The 19,161-nt window shown below is 41.2% G+C and carries 14 protein-coding genes; 5 read left to right on the top strand and 9 right to left on the bottom strand.

Annotation, left to right across the window (positions count from 1 at the left end):
* Positions 1–14: 14 nt before the first annotated feature.
* The gene (locus tag H9L23_RS08080; protein ID WP_223191055.1) at positions 15–1,595 is read right to left on the bottom strand and encodes a phage tail sheath family protein; all 1,581 of its coding nucleotides are present in this window, start codon (positions 1,593–1,595) and stop codon (positions 15–17) included.
* A 335-nt stretch (positions 1,596–1,930) separates the two neighbouring features.
* Here H9L23_RS08080 and blaB3PEDO point away from each other — a divergent pair, with 335 nt between their 5' ends.
* Complete coding sequence (gene blaB3PEDO, locus H9L23_RS08075) at positions 1,931–2,791, top strand: PEDO-1 family subclass B3 metallo-beta-lactamase (RefSeq protein WP_187594476.1); 861 nt, start codon at positions 1,931–1,933, stop codon at positions 2,789–2,791.
* Positions 2,792–2,919: 128 nt separating this feature from the next.
* On the opposite strand, the gene H9L23_RS08070 is transcribed toward blaB3PEDO, so the two are convergent.
* The 8 genes from H9L23_RS08070 to H9L23_RS08035 all read right to left on the bottom strand — a co-directional run bounded on the left by H9L23_RS08070 (position 2,920) and on the right by H9L23_RS08035 (position 12,509).
* Positions 2,920–3,060: a hypothetical protein gene (locus tag H9L23_RS08070; protein ID WP_187594475.1), complete on the bottom strand. Its 141-nt coding sequence runs from the start codon at positions 3,058–3,060 to the stop codon at positions 2,920–2,922.
* A 171-nt stretch (positions 3,061–3,231) separates the two neighbouring features.
* On the bottom strand, positions 3,232–4,239 hold the full coding sequence (locus H9L23_RS08065; RefSeq protein ID WP_187594474.1) for a YncE family protein: 1,008 nt from the start codon (positions 4,237–4,239) through the stop codon (positions 3,232–3,234).
* Between the two features lie 46 nt (positions 4,240–4,285).
* Entirely contained in the window at positions 4,286–7,339 is a 3,054-nt protein-coding gene (locus tag H9L23_RS08060; RefSeq protein WP_187594473.1) for an efflux RND transporter permease subunit, read from the bottom strand.
* Positions 7,340–7,341: 2 nt separating this feature from the next.
* Positions 7,342–8,268: an HlyD family efflux transporter periplasmic adaptor subunit gene (locus tag H9L23_RS08055; RefSeq protein ID WP_223191053.1), complete on the bottom strand. Its 927-nt coding sequence runs from the start codon at positions 8,266–8,268 to the stop codon at positions 7,342–7,344.
* A gap of 2 nt (positions 8,269–8,270) precedes the next feature.
* Positions 8,271–9,518 (bottom strand): TolC family protein, encoded by a 1,248-nt coding sequence (locus H9L23_RS08050; protein WP_187594472.1) that lies wholly within the window; start codon positions 9,516–9,518, stop codon positions 8,271–8,273.
* 206 nt (positions 9,519–9,724) lie between these two features.
* Positions 9,725–10,516 carry a phosphatase PAP2 family protein gene (locus tag H9L23_RS08045; protein WP_187594471.1) on the bottom strand — a complete coding sequence of 264 codons (792 nt, stop codon included), beginning with the start codon at positions 10,514–10,516 and terminating at the stop codon, positions 9,725–9,727.
* A gap of 65 nt (positions 10,517–10,581) precedes the next feature.
* Positions 10,582–11,835 carry a sensor histidine kinase gene (locus H9L23_RS08040; RefSeq protein ID WP_187594470.1) on the bottom strand — a complete coding sequence of 418 codons (1,254 nt, stop codon included), beginning with the start codon at positions 11,833–11,835 and terminating at the stop codon, positions 10,582–10,584.
* Positions 11,832–12,509, bottom strand: a complete 678-nt coding sequence (locus H9L23_RS08035) for a response regulator transcription factor (RefSeq protein WP_187594469.1) — start codon at positions 12,507–12,509, stop codon at positions 11,832–11,834. The genes H9L23_RS08040 and H9L23_RS08035 overlap by 4 nt, the downstream gene beginning before the upstream one ends.
* Before the next feature lie 358 nt (positions 12,510–12,867).
* On the opposite strand from H9L23_RS08035, the gene H9L23_RS26565 reads away from it, so the two are divergent.
* The 4 genes from H9L23_RS26565 (at position 12,868) to H9L23_RS08015 (ending at position 19,157) form a co-directional block, all read left to right on the top strand.
* Positions 12,868–13,077: a winged helix-turn-helix transcriptional regulator gene (locus H9L23_RS26565; protein ID WP_246474885.1), complete on the top strand. Its 210-nt coding sequence runs from the start codon at positions 12,868–12,870 to the stop codon at positions 13,075–13,077.
* A 361-nt stretch (positions 13,078–13,438) separates the two neighbouring features.
* Complete coding sequence (locus tag H9L23_RS08025; protein ID WP_246474884.1) at positions 13,439–16,408, top strand: SusC/RagA family TonB-linked outer membrane protein; 2,970 nt, start codon at positions 13,439–13,441, stop codon at positions 16,406–16,408.
* Between the two features lie 16 nt (positions 16,409–16,424).
* The gene (locus H9L23_RS08020) at positions 16,425–17,933 is read left to right on the top strand and encodes a RagB/SusD family nutrient uptake outer membrane protein (RefSeq protein WP_187594468.1); all 1,509 of its coding nucleotides are present in this window, start codon (positions 16,425–16,427) and stop codon (positions 17,931–17,933) included.
* Positions 17,934–18,350: 417 nt separating this feature from the next.
* Positions 18,351–19,157, top strand: a complete 807-nt coding sequence (locus H9L23_RS08015) for an MlaE family ABC transporter permease (RefSeq protein ID WP_187594467.1) — start codon at positions 18,351–18,353, stop codon at positions 19,155–19,157.
* Positions 19,158–19,161: the final 4 nt, after the last annotated feature.

Raw genomic sequence — 19,161 nt, 5'->3', positions numbered from 1 at the left:
TATTGATAAATCTGTTAACCAGAAACTGTCATTTCCTGTTGGAAAGTTATTACAATGAACTCTGCAGGATGTACAAGGGCTACTCTAACGGCTATCTTCATAAATCCGTTTAAAATATCGTCAGCGGTCATGGTTGTGCCCAAACCGCAGTCTACTGAAAAAGCATCTGCAGCGGTAGCGCCCATTAAACCACCTTCTTTCCAGAGGCTGGTTAGAAAACTACCGATCATCGCCTTCACTGCCTCCCAGGTATTTTTTGTGTTGGGTTGGAAAACATAGGCTTGTGCTGCCAGTTTACACGATTGTTCAATCATGATCATGGTCCTTCTTACCGAAATGTACCGCCAATCCTGGCTATTGCCATCGAGTGTTCTGGCACCCCAAACCAAAATACCAAGGCCATTAAAAAAGCGGATGGCGTTGATCGATTTACCTGAAACAGAATCGACATTAAGGCTACCCTGCTGACTTTCTGATAGGTTGATGGGTAATGATACTGCACCAACGATAGAAGTATTTGCCGGAGCCTCCCATACGCCTTCCAGATTATCAATGGTAGTCATTACCCCTGCCATACCTGCGCTTGCTGGCAGAATGTTGGCCAGTGCCAATACGTTTTTAATGATGGCTGTATATAGCTCGCTGGCATTGATCAGGGCATTGTGATATTGACTTGCCGTTAGTGGTGCTCCCGGAGGACTTTCGATGTTATGAAGAATGGTAGCAGCAATTGGGTTAGGATTTGATGGCGGATTGAGTAAAGGTGCTAACTGCTTCACATCGCCACCAAAAAGATTGGTATAATTGATATCGTTAATCCCCATGATGGAAGTACCGATAAACGGATAATAAGCCGTGCCATAGTTCAGGCCCTGCTGGCCTGTATTGTTTCTGAAAGCTTCAATATCAGCTGTATAATTTAAAGGATCGGGGTTACGGCCGCCAATGATATCAAATATACAAATTGCGGTTTGCATAGCTTCGCATTGTGCAAGCATATCCTGCATGAGCGTTCCATTATCTGCTACCGATAATAATGTAGCTTCGGGACAAATATACATGGTAGGCTCTTGCTCATTGAGTAAAAGCTGAAGCCCTCCTGTTAAAGCAGCCAGTGATACATTCGGGTTAACAATCTGTTTGCCTATACCCATTGGCTGTGCAGATGGTGGTCCGTAAGTACCTACTGATACGATGTAAGCATTGCTGCCACCATTCTGATAAAACAGCTTGATACTGTTGTACAGGTAATAAATGGTCTTGGGATCGGGCAAAATAGCATAGTACAAATCATTTATGACCATGTATTCATTATTTTCCGGTTTGCTTTTTTGCTCAACCAAATAATATTCCGGACTGTACTGTACCGCGTGACTTGCTGGCGGAGCCTGATTGGAATAGCAATATATAGCCTGAAAATCAGCAAAAGAGGTGATTTTTTGCGCCAGATTAATATAAGATTTACCATTATATTCGGCCTGGGGGGTATAACCTATAAATGCCGGCACAGCAGTAGCCACGGGCACCACCGAATTGGGAAAAGCATTTTGCTCATTGATGTAAACACCGGGAGACTTAATGTTTGATTGAATCATAAATAATTTGGCAGTTATAGGGTCTGAAAATAGGTTTAAAATAACAGGATCAGTTTGCATTGAGTAATCAGGCCAGTATTACAGCTATTACTTTGTTTTTTAAAATGTTATTGTTTGGTTGATATTAAAATAGTGCCTGCCCACACCATAATTTCTCGTTATATCAAATATCAGCAAAAGAAACAGAAAGAAGCTAATGATTTAAAGCGTATTTTCACCCTGTTGCTAAAAGGTAAAATACGCAGGTTTCCTTAAAATATCTTTAGCCATACTTTACGGAAAAACATAATTTTAATTAGTTTTGGAGGATCAATCTACATCACTATCCCTGTGCTATGAAAATTAAATTTATTTTTTGCCTCTTGCTTTTTCCGCTCTTTGTATTTTCACAAAATGTACAAGAACCTACCGATACGCCAAAAGAGTGGTCGGCTGCTTATGCCCCATTCCGCATTGTTGGGAATGTTTATTATGTTGGCACTTACGATCTGGCCTGCTACCTTATTACCACTCCGAAAGGAAATATACTGATCAATACCGGACTGCGTTCCTCGGCTGCGCAGATCAAAAAAAACGTGGAACTTTTGGGCTTTAACTTTAAAGACATCAAAATCCTGCTGACCACACAGGCACATTACGACCATTTGGGTGCTATGGCGGAGATCAAGAAACTTACTGGTGCAAAAATGATGGTTGATGAAAAAGATGCCAGTGTGATGAAGGATGGCGGCCGTACGGATTACGCACTGGGTAACGGAAAAACAACCTACGCTCCTATTATACCAGACCTTTTATTAAAGGATGGAGATCAGATCCAGCTCGGAAATACCAGTATTGTAATGCTCCACCACCCCGGCCATACTAAAGGATCATGCAGTTTTATGCTTAAAACTAAAGATGAAACAAGAGACTATTCGGTGCTGATTGCGAATATGCCCAGTATTGTTACCGAAAAAAAGTTTTCTGAAATACCAGCTTATCCGCAAATTGAAAAAGATTACGCCTATACTTTAAGTTCGCTCAAAAAATTATCATTTGATATCTGGTTGTCGTCTCATGCAAGCCAGTTTTGTCTGCACGAGAAACATAAACCTGGCGATAAATATAATCCTACCGCTTTTATAGATCGTGCAGGATACGACAAGGTATTAAACAGCCTTCAGCTCGAATTTGATAAAAAGATTGGCAAGAAATAGTTGCCAGTCTCCATCCTTTGTGCAATCTTTCGAACTTACAAATCGAAGCATAAGAATATAATTTAAATTATATTCTTATGCGCGATTATTCCTTCAGGATGAATACAAGAAAATAATGAGGTTGAATATTAACGCCTGAATAAAATTAAAGCAATCAGTATTATACTCAACAGGATGATAAAAAGTACCATCTTACCCGGAAATCCATCTCCGTTGTCCTCATCTTCTTTTTTATCCTGAGCTATTAAAATTCTTGTCTGGGTTTTCATTAGTATCAAAGTTGTATGACTAAGCCTGAATGAAAAGGATTAAAAAGACAGAACTACATTTGTTGAGAAATATCAACTTAAATCTACATTTCTTCTATAATTACAAGGCCAATTTTAGGTAAAAAACAAGTTATGGTTTAAATCTCAGGTGCTTCCTGCTAAAATTTTAGTCTATCTTCCAAATTCAAGGATTCTAAATGTACCCAATACTCTTTTTGGGCGTTGGGCAGCAACTATACTTTTTTCAAATGTTGCTGTTGGAAGAAAAATATGATGGGTATGCAGATCAAGCGCGATTGTTCTGGCACCAGGTTCTGATCTGAGGGTTTCCTGAATCACGAACTTATCGGCCGAAACTTCTTTAACCACTGTGATCGTCCCATCGCCATTTGAGCTATAAGCCGTTTTAATTACAGGATCGAAAACTACACCATCTGCTCCATCCCCTATCGGTAAAGCGGCAACCTGCTTTCCTGTTTTTGCATCAAGAATAATCATCACCTTATTTGCACATACCGTAAAAAGCCTTGACGTATTAAGGTCAATCGCAAGGCCTGAGGGCTCTTCGCCACCTTTCAGTTTATACCTTGACAGCACTTTATAAGCGTTCATATCAAAACATACAATTTCACCCGTATCTTCAATATTGACGTAAATCCTGCCCTTTCCGTCAGAAACACCTGCTTCGGGTTTTCCTCCCAGCGGAATTATTGACAGTACTTTATCAGTTGTTGGATCGATTATGCTGGCGTCACTACTCTTGCCGTTAAAAACAATTACTTTTTTAGAAAAATCATCATAAAAAGCAGCATCAGGATTTTGGCCTACTTTTACAGTCGCTGTTATCTTAAAATTTTTCAGGTCGAATACCGTACAGGTGCCTGCTCTGCCATTGGTGGTGTAGCCCTTGCCAAACGGAGTGGCTATCACAATTCCATGAACCCCAGGTGTATTGGGAATCACCCCTACCGAATCACCATTTGTTTTGTTTAGTATATTTACCTGGTTGCCATGAGATACATACAGGTTATTGTTCGCATGATCTATGGTGAGGTAATCCCAACCGCCATCGCTCTTGATTTTATGCGTGGCCAACAGATGCATACCTGGCTTTTGCTGTGCAGAAGCGGATATAATAATGCCCAATAGCAAGGCTGTACTTAAAAATTTCTTTTTCATTTTGTTTTTATGTTGAGCTGGTTATGATATAATTAAGGATAGGTTATCAAACATGAACTGATTTATCCTTTTCATCTCTTTCGGTATAAAACCTCCTGATTAAACTTGGCAAGGCAATCAGCAACAACGGTAATGCCACAATAAATCCACCGATAACCGCAATGGCCAATGGTTGATGCAACTGTGCACCCGCTCCTATGCCAAGGGCCAAAGGCATTAAGGCAATAATTGCGCCCAGTGCCGTCATCAGTTTTGGCCTTAACCTGGTCGAAATCGCAAAAGTAATCGCATCGTCCATGCTTTTTTCCTGCAGGGATTCTTTAAACTGCAAAAAGGTAAATACTGCGTTCTCTCCAATAATTCCCACAATCATGATCAGGCCGGTATAACTGCCCACGTTTAAAGGCGTACCAGTTAACAGCAAAGCCAGGTAACTTCCCGAAATACCCAATACCGAAATTAACAGGATTAAAAAAGCGACCTTAAAATCTCTGAAAAGGAAAAGAATTACACTGAACACCAGTAAACTTGAGGCAATTAAAATGGTAAGCAGTTCGGAAAAAGACTGTTGTTGTTCTTTGTAAGCTCCACCATATTCGATATGGTAACCTGATGGCAGATTAACTTTTCGGTTAACCTCCGATCGGATATCTTTCATTACACTTCCAAGATCCCGGTTTTCTAACCTCGCGGTAATGGCGCCAATGGTCTGCAGGTTTTCGCGTTCTACTTCAGCATTACCCGCCTGGAGATCTACTTTGGCCAGATTCTGAATCGGAACCGCCATTCCGTTAGGGAGAAATATTTTAAGGGCAGCAATATCTGATACGCCAAAGTTGCGGCTTCCGGGATAAACCATCCTGATGGGCGAAAGCTGTTGTTTATCATAAAGATCGCCAATTACGTTGCCTTGCATGGCGGTTTGAACCTGCGACTGAAAGGAAAGCGGTGTAATGCCATATTGAGCGAGCATGGCAAAACGAGGATGAATATTTACCGTTGGACCAGACAGGATAATGCCATCAAATACATCGGCTGTTCCGCTTACCTTGGAAACTAGGCCGGCAACCTGTTTAGACAATACCTGCAATTTCTGTTGGTCATTTCCAAAAATTTTCACCTCAATGGGCTGTGTTGAGCTCATCAGGTCGCCCAGCATATCGCCGATTACCTGGCCAAAATCGACAACCAATGCGGGCTGGGTATGTTCAATGTGGCTCCTGATTTCAGAAATCACCTCTTCGGTACTTTTTTTATGATTAGGTTTCAGCTGAATCAGGTAATCTCCGGTGTTGGGTTCGGTGATAAAAAATCCCATCTGCGTACCTGTTCTCCTCGAATAGGCCTGTACATCCGGAATTTTAACAATTTCTTTTTCCACCTCTTTTAATATCCTGTCGGTTTCTTCAAGCGAGGTTCCCGGAGGAGATGCGTAATCTAATACAATACTGCCCTCGTCCATTTCGGGAAGGAAGCCCGTTTGCAGCCTCGGAAAGACCAGCACAATGGAGGCGATAAGCACAAGGATAAACAAATAAGAAATATATGGCCGTTTAGTGAAAAAACGCACCCAGGTCTGCGACTTCACTTCATGAACAATAACTTGTTTTCCAGAGGCATTACTGTGATAATCTTTGGTAAGCAGCAGGTAAACCACTGGCAGGCCGATCCAGGTAACAAAAAACGAGCAGACCAGTGTAATAATCATCGTATTGGTCATCACCTGAAAATAAGATCCTGCCACGCCTGTCATCAGCACAAATGGAACAAAAATGACAATGGTACTGATGGACGAACCCAACATGGCCGGAAAAAGGTAACTGATGGCCTTGCTGATTAAAGGAGCCGTTGGCTTGTCGGGATGCTCTTCATGTGTACGGTGGATCTGTTCAACTACTACAATCGCATCGTCTATAATCAGTCCGATGGCCGCTGCAATGGCCCCCAGTGTCATGATGTTCAGCGAATATCCAATGAAATAAAGCACGATGACGGTTAAACAGAGTGTTACCGGAATCGTAATCAGAATCGTTGCACTGGCTTTTAACGATCGTAAAAAGATAATGGCAACAATGATGGCGAGTGCAAGTCCGATCAATAAACTATCGCGTACACTTTTAACCGATTCGTTAACGAAATCGGCCTGTACATAATAGGGTTTAATGCTCACTCCTGCCGGAAGAATATGTTTTAACGCTTTAACCTTTGCATCCATTTCAGCAGAAAGATCAACCAGGTTTGCATTTGGCTGTTTAATCACGGCAATCAGTATCCCATCTTTTCCGTTGGCATTAATGCGGGTATATTCTACACTCTGCTGAATATTCACTTTTGCCACATCCACTATCCGTACCGTCCGGTTTCCTTTTCTGGTGAGCACCAATTCTTCCAGGTCATTCCTGGTTTTTACCGTGGCATCCGTTACCGAGAGGTAAAGAAAATTGTTATCAGACAAGTAACCATTTGATTTTATAAAATTGGTTTGTGAAAGGGCGGCCGAAATCTGATCGGGAGAGATCCCCAGCGACTGCATCTTCTGTACATCCAGTTCAAGCCAGTATTCTTTTGTTTTTCCGCCAATTACGCGAATTTCCGAAACGCCATCAACCTGTGATAAAAAAGGTTTTACAGTATAAGTGGCTATTTTTTTAAGTTCGGCAGGAGAATAATTATGACTTTCTAAACTGTATCCACTAACCGGAAGAATAGAGGGATTCATTTTTTCTACCGAGATATTTACTCCGGCAGGTAGCGAGGCAGAGATTTTGGCAATCTGCGATTCGATCCGCTGCTGACTTAGGTCGATATCTGCTCCAGGGTTCATGTAGGCAGAAAGCTCGCAGCTACCCCGGCTGGTGGTACTTCTCACCAATTGCAGATCAGGCACCTGTTTTACCGCATTCTCTAAAGGGCGGGTAACAGTAACCACCATTTTATCTACCGGCTGAAGTTCAGCATCGGCTATGATTTTGATCTTTGGAAAAGTAATCTCTGGAAAAAGGCCAGTTTTAAGCTGCGTAAAGGAATAAACACCACCAATGATGATGATGATCAGCACCGCCAGAATGGGATTTTTATGTGAAATAAAGAATTTATTCATGGCTATTGCTGTATTTTCACCTTAGCAGTATCAGCAATACCATAATTTCCGGTCTTGATGATGCGGTCGGTTATTGAAAACCTGGGTTCGAGTACTTCAATCAATGAACCGCTTTCTATCCCCTTTTTCACCTTTACTTTGATAGCGGTTGAATCGTTGATCATTTTCATTACCCAAAACTCATCTTCCGTTTCATTTGATAAAACGGCCGATTTAGGCAACACCTGCGCCTGCGCATGGCTAAGCTTGGTTAACCTCACCCTGGCAATAAGTCCCTGGGGAATATCTTTGCCAGTAGGCACTTTGATGATGTAACGTTGGGTTTGTGCAAGCGAATCAACAGAGGGCATGGTACCTGAAACCGATCCGGGCAGTTTGGTCCCGTCAGGCAAAAGCACATCAAGGCTCTTGTTCTGAGTAATGATCTGATTGAGTTCGTAAGGAAGATCGAGCAGAAAAACCAGGCTGTTGCGGTTACTGACGGTGGCCAGTGCCTCGCCATCCTGAACATAATCACCATTCTGATGGTTCACTTGTACAATAGTACCTGCCTGGCCAGAACGGATATTGGAAACACCCGAAAATTTAAAACCGGGATCGAGTTTGTTTACCGTATTGCCTATGGAACGGGCTTCTTTGGTAATGAGGGTAAAAAGTAAAGTTCCGCTGCCTACCTGCTGCCCAGTTTTTGCACTGGCGCGCTGTACGTAACCATTAATATTAGCCTTTACAAAGCTTTTTTCCAGATAGGCTGAAACTGCCGATAGCTCTACATATTCGGAAAGTGAACTGTCTTTCGGAGTGGTTATTTGCACAGGGGTAACCGGTGAGGGGTTATCAGTCTCCTCTGTAGGTTCACTGCTGTGGCAAGCCGATAGACAGGACATTGCTACCAAAGCACCTAAAATGGATTTTAAATATTTTTGCATGGTTATCTGTTCCAGTAGTTAAATTGATTGATCAGTTTCAGTCGGTTAATATTGGTCTGCCTCAGCAGGTTTTGAGCAGAAAGGTAATTATTAATGGCAATAATAAAGTCCGACACTCTTAAATCTCCGGTATGTAGCAATTTGCTGTCTACATCGATGAGTCCCTTGCTAAAACGAATCTGTTCATTGATTTTCCCAAAAAGGGCATCGGTCTGCACCATCTGCTGGCGGATGAGGTTAAGCTGCTGGTTTTGTTGACGGATAAAAAAATTACGGTAACCCGCAATTGTATTCGACGAAAGGCTCAGTTTATCGTACTGCATTTTCCGTTGGTGGCCATCGTATATCGGCACCGAAAAGGTAAAACCTACACTGGCACCAAAATTTTTATAAGGCTGAAGCACCAGCGACGAATTATAACCGCCATTGGCATAAATACCAAGTTTTGGTTTATAGTTAAGGTCGATGCCGTTTTTAAGGTTCGTATTTTTTAAGCTATCCAGTTCGAAACGCCTGGTAAAGAAACTTTTTTCACCAGCAAATACCACGTTCTGCAGTTGAGGTTCAGCAAGTTTAGACTGAGTGGTATCGGCTATGCCAGCAAGATAATTGAGTATGGCGTAATCGTTTTTAAACTGTAGTTCTGCCTGTTTTAAACTGAGCTGTTGCTGCTGGAGGGTAACCAGAAAGGTCAGGTATTCTGATTGTTTATAGATATTGCTCCGTGTGAGGGTTTTAAGCAGTTTTTCTTCTTTATCCAATAGCGTAACCACTTCACGGTTAAAATCAACCTGCTGCTGACTGGCAAAAGCGGTGATGTATTGATCAATAATTGATCGGTTAAGGTCGAATAACGACAGCTGACTTGCATATTTTACCGAATCGCTCTGAATTTTAATGCCTTCCAGCTGGTTATTGATCTTTTTTTTGTTCAGGAGGTCGTAATTTACATTTAACATGGCATCCAATGCCTGCCCATTGGTAAGCACTTCATCATAACCATAGCCGCGTACCACTGGTGCGTAAAGACCATTGCCTGTGCCGGTTACCTGTGGTTTTGCGCTTGCCCGAACAATCAGGCTGTCAATTCCAGCAGATTTGCGCTGGTTTTCAAAATCTTTAAGTACCGGGCTTGATGATTTAGCCTGCCCCAGATAATAATCCAGGTTTTTTACCGGCGCCTGTGCCCAAATCCTGGTTCCCGAAACAATCAGTAAAATGGTAGCGAGCAGTTTATAGATCATGTTCATTTGTATTGTCTTACTCCTTTCAGGATTTGAATTTCAATTGTTACACAGGCTAAATTAATATTCAATTATGAAGTAATTCTGTAGTTATTTTTTTGGGCTTGTACTTTAAGGAAATAGGTGCGGTAATATAAAATGCACAGGCTATTATATAAAACACGAATGCAATAAAACAAAGTTCAACAGCTCTTGTTATCGTTTTAAAGCGACTAAAATCTACCTGAAAGCATCAGCCCGGTGCTTCCCGGCTGGTGAAAAGGCATTAAGGTAAATTTACCTTCTTTTTTTGTGGTAAAAAGGCTTTTCATATAAGGATAAAGGAGATAGGCGATTTTAGTAGAGGCTATACCGAAACCGGCACCTGCTACCACATCGCTAAACCAGTGTTTGTTATTGTACATCCTGAGTGTACCTGTAGCAGTGGCCACAAAATACCCTGCATAACCAATCCAGGGATTTACATCTTTATATTCCTGATGAAGAAATTCTGCCGCCATAAAGGCCGATGCGGTATGGCCTGATGGAAAAGAATTGGTACCCGAATCATCGGGTCTCTCCCTGCCTATGCCCTGTTTTACAAAATGGGTAGAAACACCCATAATGGCTGCAGAAGTTACGTAAAGCATAGAAGCATCAAAGAGATTATGTTTTCCTTTAACACCTGAAATATTGAGTGCATAAACCGCAGCAGCCGGGGCAAACTGCAAATAATCATCAACGTGTGCGGCAAAAAGCGGATGGTCTTCCTGTAATTCATCCTTAGTACTCACATCGAGCTGTTTGAGCGCACCATGATCATAAACCGCAGCGAAACCATAACCCATCAATACCGCTGGTGCAATAAAGGTAAGTGGCCTGAATTTAGCCTTTGGGATGATATTTCCCGCATACCATCTTGCAGTAGAATCTGCAGGAGCAGCTAAAGCAGAATCAATAACCTGCGCAGAACAAAAAGATAGGGCAGTGATAAAAAATATGGTGGAAAGAATTAATCTACGCATAGCCTTAAGTTTAATTTTAATCAAAACTATGATGCAATTATGAAGCAATCCTGTAGTTATCTGCCTTAAGCTAAATAAATTGTAAAAATATGCAGATTTTCAACTTGACCGTATTCAATACTGAAACCGTAAAGATTACAGATCTGCTTGCTGATGGCCAATCCAAGCCCCATTCCTTCTGATGTTGCCGATTTCGAAAAACGGTCGAACATGCGGTTTTGGATATTGAGTTTTTTACCGGTATTGGATACCATTAGTTTCTCTGCGTTTAATTCGATCAATATCTTTCCACCGCTCATATTGTGCCTTACGGCATTGCTGATCAGGTTATTCAAAAGAATATCGGCCAGGTAGCGGCTCATGGTTAATTTTCGTTCTGACAGCTTTACCTCCACCTTTAAACCATCGCATTCAAAAAGTTCGGAAAACTGACGAATTTTTGCTTCGATTAATTCTTTCAGATCTACCTCCTGCACATCCGAAATAAGGTTGTTTTCGATTTTGGCCAACAATAAAAGCGACTGATGCAATCTCGAAAGTCTGCCCGTGGCCTGGTAAATATCTTCCAGTAATGCGCCCTGCTGTTCGGTAAAAGATTCGGTCTGCAAAAGCGAGTCGAGTTTAGAATTGATTATGGCCAGCGGCGTCATCATTTCATGCGAAGCATTATCGGTAAAACTTTTAAGTTCTTTATAATCCTGTTTCACCTTTTCGGCCATTGCGTTTACTGATCTATTGAGCTCGTTAAACTCATCTATCTTCGTAGGCTCCTCTTTGATGTTATCCATTCGCGTCACCTCAAAAGCTTTCATCCGGTTTAGCACCTGGTAAAATGGCTTCCATAACCTGCTCAACACAAACCTGTTAATCAATAGCAATGAAACTAAAAGTAAAACAGTGATGCCCAAGGTAATCAATAAAATAATCCTGACCAGATCTTCTGATTCTACACGCGATTTTGTGATGGTAACAATTACCGTTTTTCCGTTAAGGTTCACCGTGGTTACCAGGCTTCTTCCCGGCTCCAATTCTTTCTCTTTGGGGTTTAGATACGTGGTATAACTAAATTCGCGGATGTCAGCACTATCGCCTCTAGGCTCGCCGTAAGAAACCTGTTGATCAAGATAGGTGGCCGGCAGCGGCAGTTTCTTATAGGTTTGGGTATATTGCCTGATCTCATTTTCTTCAACCGCAAGGTCTCTATCAAGCTTATTGGTTAATATAAGGTGGATCACCAGATAATAGATGATCCCGGTAATGATTAGCACAATGATGGAGGTGATGATGTTTGCCCTGTTATAACGGCTGGAGAGTTTCATTGGCTGCTAAATTTATAACCAATTCCATAAACAGAACGCAGATAGTCTTTTGCACCTGCCTCGCTAAGCTTTTTCTTTAGGTTTTTAACATGAGTATAAATGAAATCAAAATCATCCGAAAGGTCCATTTCATCACCCCAAAGGTGTTCGGCCATGGCATTTTTAGTGACTACTTTATTTTTGTTGGAGATGAAATAAATTAACAGGTCGAACTCTTTTTTGGTGAGTGCAACAGGCTGATCGTTTACCGTAATTTTCATCGCCGAAACATCAACCTTGATCTCATTAAAGCTAATTACATTATTTCCATCAAAATTCTTTCTTCTTACAATTGCACTTACCCTGGCTTTCAGCTCAGAAAGGTGGAAAGGTTTTACCAGGTAGTCATCGGCACCAAGATCAAGTCCGGCCAAACGGTCATCGAGCGAATGCCTGGCCGAAATAATCAATACCCCATCTTTTTTATTGGTACTCTTCAGCTGGGTCAACAGCTCTAGCCCCTCACCACCAGGCAGGCCAAGATCAAGCAAAATGCAGTCGTAATGGTAAACTGCTATTTTTTCGGAAGCCGAAGCAAAATCTCTTGCGAGTTCACAGATATTGCCCTCACCAGTAAAATAGGCAAGAATACTATCAGAAAGTGCCTGTTCATCTTCAATGACCAAAATTTTCATGGTGTAAATTATTAAATTAAGCCGGCTTTTTAAAGTAAATCTCTTACTTACATTCGCTCATCGTATGTTCAAGCTTGTAGAAATACATTTTTTTTTTTGAAAGCTGGTTTTTCAACCGGTCTTCCACAAACGATTCTGTCCGGGCAATAATTTTTCTTCAGCCTTATCTATGCAGATTAAAGTTAATCGTACAATAATAAAGCTTAATTCTGGAGAGAATCTGTAGGGGTTTACCAGTTGATTTTGCATTTCAGCGGATCGGCGGGAAATACCGCGGGCGGATACTTTGGTATTTAAATGACAAGAAGATTCTTCGTTATGAGAACTTAAACGCCAGCTCAGCGGAATTACAACAAAAATGCTTACCCAGACTTTACAAGATGAATTGGTGAATAGAAAAGTATACCTCGAAGTTCTCCCAAAAGTAGAATATTCCCTCACCCCTGCAGGCGCAACTTATTACCTTAGGCAATGGGCAGAGAAAAGGATTATGGAACAGCCTTCGCAAGGAAAAAAAATAGTTACTCTACTCCATATATATTGTTTTCTACAATTGTATCATCCTTAATTAGCTTTAAAAAGACAAATTAAGACCAAATATTATTTAAATTAATAAATACAATACATACTTACATGTATTACATTTTTAGTAATTTAACAAAAATGAATTCCAGATGATGAGTTAGAGGATCGGGCAATTAAAAAACCCGGTAAGCGGCTAATCAATTCATGAAAATCAATTATTAACTAAACTAAACATCATGAACAATTACGGCAAAAATAAATCGCCCTAGGTTTTAGCGCTCACCTATACAAGATCAGCTAATTTTTCTAACCAAATAATTAAATCAACTATGAACATTATTTTACCAAAAAGCAATTGGGCTGTTTTATCCAACAAACAGAAATTGCATTCTTTGCAAAAACTTATGATGATAAGTTGCTGCATGCTGCTGCTCAGCGCATCAGCTTTTGCACAAAGCGTAGTTAAGGGCGTTGTACTCGACAATGAAAAGATACCAATGGCCGGTGTAACCATTCAGGTAAAACCAGGTACGACCAAGGCGCAAACCGATGTTGAAGGGAAATATGCCATTACTGTTCCAGCAGGAGGCAGCCAGCTTGTTTTCAGCTTTGTAGGGATGGAAACACAAACCGTTAGTATCAATAACCAAACTACAATCAATATCACCATGGCCTCCTTAAATAACCTGGATGCAGTGGTGGTTATCGGCTATGCTTCTGTAAGGAAAAGCGATTTAACCGGTGCAGCAACCACTGTTTCTGCAAAAGATTTTAACAAGGGCCCTTTAAATGCCCCCGATCAATTGATTCAGGGTAAAGTGGCCGGCGTACAGATGATCAACAACAGCGGTCAGCCGGGAGGCGCTTCTACAGTACGCATCAGGGGTAATTCGGCCATAACAGGTACCGGACAGCCGCTTTATGTGGTGGATGGTGTTGCCCTGGACGGCAGATCGGCCAGGCCGTCAACCAATGCTGGTGTTGGAGGCTTAACCGCCAGCGCAGGTACAGGTACCACACCTGATGGCAACCCTTTAAACTTTATCAACCCGGCCGACATCGAATCGATGGAAATCCTTAAAGATGCATCTGCGACAGCCATTTACGGTTCGCGTGCAGCTTACGGTGTGGTTTTAATTACCACAAAAAGAGGAAAATCGGGCGAAACTAAAATTGATGTAAACGCATCAGCAGGTGTTGGAAGTATTGCCAGAAAAGTGGATGTACTAACGGGTGATGAATATAGGGCAGCGCTGAAAAAGTACAACCTTACTGCAGGCGATTTTGGCACCAGTGTTAATGCATTAGATGAAGTGTTGCGTACGGCTTACAACCAAAACTATTCGGTAGGGATTAGCGGAGGTAATAACGGCAATACCTTTAGAGCATCACTCGCCTATCAAAATCAACAGGGAATTATTAAGGCATCGGACTTTAAAAAATATAGTGCAGGTTTTAACGGCAATTTCAAATTCCTGGAGAGCAAAAAACTGGGGTTGGATGTGAACATGATTAGTAACCAATACTTAGAAAACATTGCTCCAATTACTACTGATGCAGGTTTTACAGGCAGTTTAATCAGTCAGGCTTTATCCTGGAATCCTACCCAGTCATTTTATAACCCAGATGGCAGTTTATTTATCGATTATGGCTCAACCACCATAAATCCATTAGCGGCTCTGGCTGCAAACAGCGATAAGGCAAAGGTTTCTACCATTTTAGGAAGTGTATCCCCATATTACAAAATTACGCCCTGGTTAGAGTACAGGATGCTGGCCAGCGTGAATTATAGTACGGGTATTAGGAGGTCTTCTACCAGAAGTACCTTAAATCTTCAGGGTATTCAACCTGATGGGGCGTTTAAAGGTGGTTTTGCCAGTTATTCGAATACCGAACTGTTAACACAACAGTTTACCAATACCTTAAATTTCAATAAAGAAATTGCCAGTAAACTAAATTTAAATGCCGTTATTGGTTATGAATATTCTAATTTTATTAGTAAAGGCGCCATTAATACAGCTACCGGCTTTGGTGATATTGCGGTAGATTATACCGATGCATTTGAAGCCACCATACCGGTTAACCGTACTTTTGTAACCAGTAATGACCCCACAACGGAGTTACAATCTTATTTTGCCAGGGCTATTTTTAATTATGATAGTAAATATATCTTAACAGCTACTTTCAGGGCCGATGGATCAACTAAGTTTGGAGCCAATAATAAATATGGCTATTTCCCCTCTTTTGCTGCTGCCTGGGATGTTAAAAAGGAAAGTTTTTTAAGTGACGCGCAATGGCTTAACCAGTTAAAATTAAGATTGGGCTATGGCAAAACAGGTAACCAGGATTTCCCATCAGGATCTTCTCAACAGCGTTTTGTAATCAGGGGCGTTGATGGTTTAGTGGGCATCAATAACGCCAATCCGGATTTAAAATGGCAGGAAGATAAACAAACCAATATTGGTGTTGATTTTGGCTTCTTAAACAATAAACTAACAGGATCTATTGATTACTTTAATAAAGTTACCTCCGATTTATTGTTTCCTCAGAGCGCCTTCTCACCTGCTGCACCCAATGGTGTAATTACCTGGTATAATTTAGATGGAGAAGTGCAGAACAAAGGGCTGGAAATTAGCCTGAATGCCAATATCATAGATAATGATAAGCTATCATGGTCTTTCGGCGGTAATGTTACTTTTATTAAAAATACAGTTAAAAACCTTACCGGATTAATCAGAACAGGATCATTAAGTGGCCAGGGATTAAGCGGGGTAAATTTAGAGGTGATCAAAAATGGCTTGCCATTATTTGCCATGGTAACCAGACAATACAATGGTTTAGATGCAAGTGGATTTTCTACCTATACAGATGATGGTTTCACCAAATATTACCTTGGAAATCCGAATCCTAAAGCAATTATGGGTTTAAGCACTAGCCTGAGGTACAAAAAATTCTCATTAACAGCCAATTTTAATGGCTCATTTGGTCAGAGCATTTATAACAATACGGCAAATTCGGTTTTAGCCATTTCAAATCTGGGTACGAGGAATATTTCTTCAGCACTCGTTAATTCGGGCATTCAGGAATCATTAGCAAACCCTATTGCCGCTTCATCAAGATATATTGAAAAGGGAGATTATGTAAAATTAGCCAATGCCACCATTAATTATAACATTGGTAATATTGGTAAAGCCATAAAATCACTCAATATCTATGTTAATGGTCAGAATCTGTTCGTCATCACCAATTATACAGGTTTCGATCCGGAGGTAAATGTAAATAAAAGCATCAATGGCGTACCATCAGCAGGCATAGATTATACGGCCTATCCTACTGTCAGAACTTTCAATTTTGGTGTTAATTTTTCACTTTAATTTCAAATATAATCACATGAAAAATAAATATATCATCAGCTTCGTAGCCGCTACCCTTGCGCTATCGGGCTGTACCAAACTAGATGAAAACTTAAATGGCCAGGTGAATTCAGGTGCACTGGGATCAAATGACGTTCCCGGATTAATTACAGCTAGTTATACCGCCATGAGGGGCCCTTACCAGGCACCATGGAACTGGTCTGCCCTGCAGGAAGTAACCTCTGATGAAGTAATTGTACCCACACGTGCAGGCGATTGGGATGATAACGGCGCCTGGCGTGCCCTTCATTTGCATAAATGGGCAGCAGATGATGCCAGGATTTCGGATGTTTTCAGAGATTTAAACAGTATTAGCTACGTAAGCACAAATGTATTGGGTTTTAATCCTACGCCAGCACAGGCCGCAACTGCACGTTTCATCAGGGCATTTTCTGAGTTTTCGGTTTTGGATGGCTGGGGCCAGGTACCTTATCGCGATCCGGGAGAAGGTGTAACCAAACCATCGAGGGTTAGAAATGCAGCCGATGAAATTGCTTATTTAATTAATGAGTTAACCGCCATTATTCCGCTGTTGCCAAATGGTCCGGCGACTGAAGCCAATAAAAATGCAGCCCGAACGCTGCTCATGAAGATTTACCTCAATAAAGGAGCAATTTTAAACCGTGCGGCACCAACTTTCGATCAGGCAGATATGGCCAAAGTAATTTCTCTTGCGGATGAAATTGCAACTGGCGGATACAAGCTTACAGCTAATTATTTCGATAATTTTGCTCCTTCAAACAATACACTTTCTACAGAAAATATTTTCACCTCGCAAAACTCTGCTGGTGTAACGGGCAGCGATTTAGACGGTATGTGGAAATGTACCCTGCATTACAACCAAAACCCCAATGGATACAATGGTTTTTCTACATTATCTAACTTCTACAATAAATTCGAGGCTACTGATACCCGAAGAGGAGGAAATTATACAGGGCAAACCAACATCTCCGGAATCAGGGTAGGCTTTTTAATTGGTCAGCAGTTCGATCAGAAAGGGGTTGCATTAAAAGACAGGAAAGGCAATCCTTTAGCCTTTACCCCTGAAGTGAGCATCATCGAACGCGATCCTAACCACCTGGAAGTTGCCGGGATAAGGGTTGTTAAATATCCCATTGATTATGCCAATACCGGATCAAAAAAACCAGATAACGATTGGGTTTATTACCGTTATGCCGACGTATTGTTAATGAAAGCAGAAGCATTGTTAAGAACCTCTCAACCTGCACCGGCATTGACGATTGTTAACCAGATCAGAACAACCAGAGGTGCTTCGGCATTTACCAGCTTAACATTGGATAACCTGCTTGATGAACGTGGAAGAGAACTTTATTGGGAAAGCTTTAGAAGGCAGGATTTGATCCGCTTCGGAAAATTTCTTGCAGCCTGGCAGGAAAAACCCGCCAGTGAGGCAAAATACCTGGTATTCCCGATTCCGGATAACCAGCTTGGAAATCCAAACCTTGTTCAGAATCCGGGTTATTAAAATTTATTTTTTCATTACAAGATTATCATAAAAATAGATTTGTCATCATGAGCCTGTCGAAGGACTGTTTTAAATATATTAAAACGCTTCAGCAGGCTCAATGTGGCAGTTCTAATCAAAATTAAATTATCATAAAATCACGGTGTGCCCCAAAACACCATCAAAAAAGGATAATCCTTTACAAGGATCATTATTTCTTCCTCTGAATAATTGTTTTTAGATGCTTAAAAGCATTCATCGTTTAGATACAGCCATTGTAAGATTTAACAAAATTTAAAGTTAAAAAAACAAACAATTTGCACACTTTTATGTATAGGTAAGGATATTAAGCTATTGTACATCGGGTTAACTCAAAAGCAAGAAAAAAATAGCCTATAAAACATTGATCAAATAGATGAAAACAGGAACCCAAAAACAATGGCAACAGAGAAAGATTTAAATGCCAATCAAGACGAGCTAAAGCCAGTTGGGCGTTTTGCAGCCTGGTTTATTACACTTTACGACGTTTTTAAATTTATAGGCAGGTTTTTTAAAGAAGCCTTCCTCCCACCTTACGAATTAAAAGAACTGGTGAGGCAATGTTATGAAATTGGTTATCGTTCTGCCCTATTAATTTCCACAACCGGTTTTATTACCGGTCTGGTATTTACGAAGCAATCGAGGCCATCGCTTTCTGAATTCGGTGCCACATCCTGGCTTCCATCACTGGTGGGAATCGCTTTATTGCGGACGCTGGCACCTTTACTTACCGGATTAATTGCTGCCGGAAAAGTAGGATCGAGTATCGGGGCAGAACTGGGCTCGATGAAAGTGAGTGAACAGATTGATGCCATGGAGGTTTCGGCCACCAATCCTTTCAAATTTCTGGTGAGTACGCGTGTACTGGCGGCTACGATAACGATGCCTATCCTAACGTTTTACACCGCTATGGTTGGTATGCTGGGTGCACTGCTTAATGTTTCGGTAAATGAAGGAACAAGTGCCACCACCTTTTTTCAAAGCTCACTCGAAAGCATTACTTATCTGGATATTATTGCTTCTACCGTTAAAGCGATCCTTTTTGGCTTCACCATTGCTATTGTAGGCTGTTATCAGGGCTACAATTCCTCAAAAGGTACCGAAGGTGTGGGTAAAGCGGCTAACTCATCAGTAGTAATCGCCATGTTCCTCATTTTTGTGGAAGAAGTAGTGTGTGTACAGATATTCAGTTTGTTTAATACCTAAGCCA

Origin of the sequence: Pedobacter roseus, from assembly GCF_014395225.1 — a bacterium.
GTDB lineage: Bacteria > Bacteroidota > Bacteroidia > Sphingobacteriales > Sphingobacteriaceae > Pedobacter > Pedobacter roseus.
This window is presented reverse-complemented; position numbering and strand designations above follow the sequence as displayed.